The following is a 3,079-nucleotide window of genomic DNA, read 5'->3' as shown; positions in this document are numbered from 1 at the left end:
CATCATAAAATTAGCTGAGATTCTCTAATTCTGCTTATTATGAGTATACAATGTCAGCCTTTCTTTTCTCTCAAATTTTCGTCGAACTCACGTTTCTCAGCACTTATTGGAGAAGCTTTATGAGCAACAACTCCAGCTGATTACTCGAAGCTTCTCCAATAATTTGTAGATGATGAATAATCCGAATTTGAACTAATTCATTGTCTTGAAACAAACTCTGTTTGTCCTTGAACCGTATATTTTTCAATCTTGGCGATTGCTTCTAAAATATCTTTTAGGCGTTCTCTATCATCTCTCATAGGGAGATTGCCTCTTGTAAAACCCGTTCTCTGATTCTCTCTTTTAAAGCTAATTCAGTAGCCACATCTACTTTGCGTCCGAGCAACGCTGAAAGATCTAACATTAAACCAGCAGGAAACCGGGGACTAATATTTTCTACTGAGTAATCTACTAAAAAATCTATATCACTTTCGGTATCTGCCTCACCCCGAGCAACTGAACCGAATATTCCTACATTAAAAGCGCCATGTTTAGCTGCAATGGCAATAATTTCTTCTCTCTTAGCTTTAAGTAAATTGTTAATTATATTCTGAGTTGAATTACTCATGATGATTATTTTTTAACTTTTGAGCCAACACAACAAGTTTATTAGAGTCATGGAATTATTTTACCAATAGCGATCGCACTTTGTAACGCATCTAAAACTCAAGAGCGATCATTTTTCTAAGTTTAAGCAAATTCTAGTTTCTTGGTGTGCAAGTGGGAAACAACAAAAAAAATAAATGTATTTAACCTATAATCACAGCAAATACTTGAACCACCAGATCAACAAAATCAGTAGGTAATATCTCATCCGTCGTACGCCACCATCGCTTTTTTAAATCAATAGTTTTAACCTGTTCAGCAATCACTGAACCTTTAACCTTGAATCCAGAGGGAATTTCCACCATTATTTTTACCTCTGGTTTCACTGTATTAGTTATTGGGGTAACAATAACAATGCCTTGTCTTTTCATATTATATTGGGTGTGACTCAAAACCAAACAAGGACGAGCATTTCCAGCTTGTTCTCTGCCACTAGTGGGGTTGAGATTAACCCTAATTATTTCTCCTCGACGAACGCTCAAATTAATTCTTCCCCGGCTGAAATACTTTCTACAAAGTCGCGTACATCTTCCGGATATTCAAAATCATCGGGAATACTGGCCAGTAATTCATCTAGAGCGATATCTTCTTTTTTCTGAATAATTAGGCTTTCCCCAGATTGAATTATTTCAACCGTTGAACTTTCTTTTAAGCCAATGCTTTGGGCGATTTTGGCAGGAATTCTTAGTCCGAGACTGTTTCCCCATTTTCTTAACTTTACTTTCATTAGGATTCTTGTTAATTATACATTGTATAATAAAGCAATCGACATAAAATGTCGTTGCCTATTAATTAAAGATACAAATTTACAATGTATTCTGGGAAATTGGGATATTTTTTGAATTGCGATCGCTCTTTATAATTCCAGCAATCTCTAGCTTCTTGGTACGCGATCGCCCAACGGCCGGCACTACGAGATCGCACGTTATAACGCATCTAAAACTCAACAGAGATCACTCCTCTAATTCAGGGAAAATCTAGCTTATTGATTCACTGATAACTGATAACTGATAACTGGTTTCCGTCTTGACGCTTTTAAAATTCATTATTAGGATTGTAAGGATTTTCTTAATTATAAATATTCTGCAAACATTAATTGTTATTAATTACCGTATTTTTTACTAATTATTAGTTATTTACTCGCAAAAACAATATCTCAATAGTAGTTGTTTATAACATAAATTTTTGTTGTTTAAGTATTGTCACAGTCCAGAATATTTGATTGCACTAGAAACCTAGGTGAATTCAGAAAAGAACTCTATGATTACTCTTGCCGAAACCAAACAACTCAACAATTTAGCTCTTGCCACAACTTTAGTAATTATTGACCCCAATGTTACTAATCCCCAGCAATTAGCAGCAGGAGTCATGACCGGGGCAGCAGTTAAAATTCTTGATGCTCATCGCGATGGCATTATCCAAATTAGCGAGATTTTACAAGCATATCCTAATGTTGATTCGTTGCATCTGGTTAGTCACGGTTCTCCTGGTTGTATTCACTTAGGCAATAGCAAACTAAATCTCGATACTTTACCCTTATACGCCGCAAAAATAGAAAATTGGTTTTCGTCTTTTCCCCCTTCCAGCTCTCAATCCCTAGAATGTTTACATAAGTTACACTTAAGCCCCCCGGCCCCCAAATTTGGGGGAGAAGATAGCTTAAAGTCTTCTAGTATTGGGAACAAAACTGTACAGAAATATCACGATCAAGTTCAAAATAAAGAATCTTGCCCAGCTAATTTTAGAAGAAAGAGTTCAAAGTCCCCCAGGATTGGGGGATTTAGGGGGCATGATTTCATTACGCAGCCCAAGCTCCTCATCTACGGTTGTAATGTCGCTCAAGGAGAAAGCGGCCAGAAATTCCTCAACAAACTACAGCAACTAACCCAAGCTCAGATCCAAGCATCCAGTACCAAAATAGGAAACGCCGAGCTAGGAGGAAATTGGCAACTTGATATTGCTGTTGGTGATAACTCAGAAGCGGATAATGCAGAAATAATATTTAACCAAGAAACTCAACAAGCTTATTCTGGGATTTTTGACCCTCCCGTTGCTAATGATGATCCGATACCTTATCCAGCAGAGATCGAGCTTTCAAGCCTAGATGGCAGCAATGGGTTTGTCATCAATGGTATTGATGCAGATGATGAATCAGGCATTTCAGTAAGTAGTGCGGGGGATGTCAATGGGGATGGATTAGCTGACCTGATTATTGGGGCACCTAACGCAGATCCCAATGGCAATTATTCAGGAGAGAGCTATGTGGTATTCGGTAGTAGCAATCTCAGCTCATCAATTGATTTATCCGCCCTCGATGGCAGCAATGGCTTTGTTCTCAATGGTATTGATGCTAATGGTTATTCAGGCAGATCGGTAAGTGGGGCAGGAGACGTTAATGGTGATGGACTAGCTGACCTGATTATTGGGGCATATG

At 37.9% G+C, this 3,079-nt stretch carries 5 protein-coding genes and 1 pseudogene; 1 reads left to right on the top strand and 5 read right to left on the bottom strand.

Annotated elements, in window-relative coordinates; translation table 11 throughout:
* Window positions 1–145: 145 nt before the first annotated feature.
* The 5 genes and pseudogenes from XEN7305_RS30170 to XEN7305_RS28805 all read right to left on the bottom strand — a co-directional run.
* Window positions 146–299: pseudogene (locus XEN7305_RS30170) on the bottom strand (nucleotidyltransferase); the annotation flags it as partial.
* Entirely contained in the window at window positions 296–607 is a 312-nt protein-coding gene (locus XEN7305_RS00215) for a nucleotidyltransferase family protein (RefSeq protein ID WP_006507271.1), read from the bottom strand. The gene XEN7305_RS00215 and the pseudogene XEN7305_RS30170, both read right to left, overlap by 4 nt.
* A 181-nt stretch (window positions 608–788) precedes the next feature.
* Entirely contained in the window at window positions 789–1,127 is a 339-nt protein-coding gene (locus XEN7305_RS00210; RefSeq protein WP_006507270.1) for a type II toxin-antitoxin system PemK/MazF family toxin, read from the bottom strand.
* Entirely contained in the window at window positions 1,124–1,372 is a 249-nt protein-coding gene (locus XEN7305_RS00205) for an AbrB/MazE/SpoVT family DNA-binding domain-containing protein (RefSeq protein WP_006507269.1), read from the bottom strand. The genes XEN7305_RS00210 and XEN7305_RS00205 overlap by 4 nt, the downstream gene beginning before the upstream one ends.
* A 65-nt stretch (window positions 1,373–1,437) precedes the next feature.
* On the bottom strand, window positions 1,438–1,581 hold the full coding sequence (locus XEN7305_RS28805) for a hypothetical protein (RefSeq protein WP_158500362.1): 144 nt from the start codon (window positions 1,579–1,581) through the stop codon (window positions 1,438–1,440).
* A 324-nt stretch (window positions 1,582–1,905) separates the two neighbouring features.
* Between XEN7305_RS28805 and XEN7305_RS27980 the strand changes: the two genes are divergently transcribed.
* The coding region (locus tag XEN7305_RS27980; RefSeq protein ID WP_006507268.1) for a DUF4347 domain-containing protein at window positions 1,906–3,079 on the top strand (1,174 nt) is incomplete at its 3' end.

It is taken from the genome of Xenococcus sp. PCC 7305, from assembly GCF_000332055.1.
Lineage (GTDB): Bacteria > Cyanobacteriota > Cyanobacteriia > Cyanobacteriales > Xenococcaceae > Xenococcus.
Note: the sequence above shows the minus strand (reverse complement) of the source record. Positions and strands in the feature narration are given on the sequence as shown.

Coding starts and splice junctions, on each gene's coding strand:
- XEN7305_RS00215 (WP_006507271.1), bottom strand. CDS start 607: ATGAGTAATTCAACTCAGAATATAATTAACAATTTACTTAAAGCTAAG.
- XEN7305_RS00205 (WP_006507269.1), bottom strand. CDS start 1,372: ATGAAAGTAAAGTTAAGAAAATGGGGAAACAGTCTCGGACTAAGAATT.
- XEN7305_RS28805 (WP_158500362.1), bottom strand. CDS start 1,581: ATGCGTTATAACGTGCGATCTCGTAGTGCCGGCCGTTGGGCGATCGCG.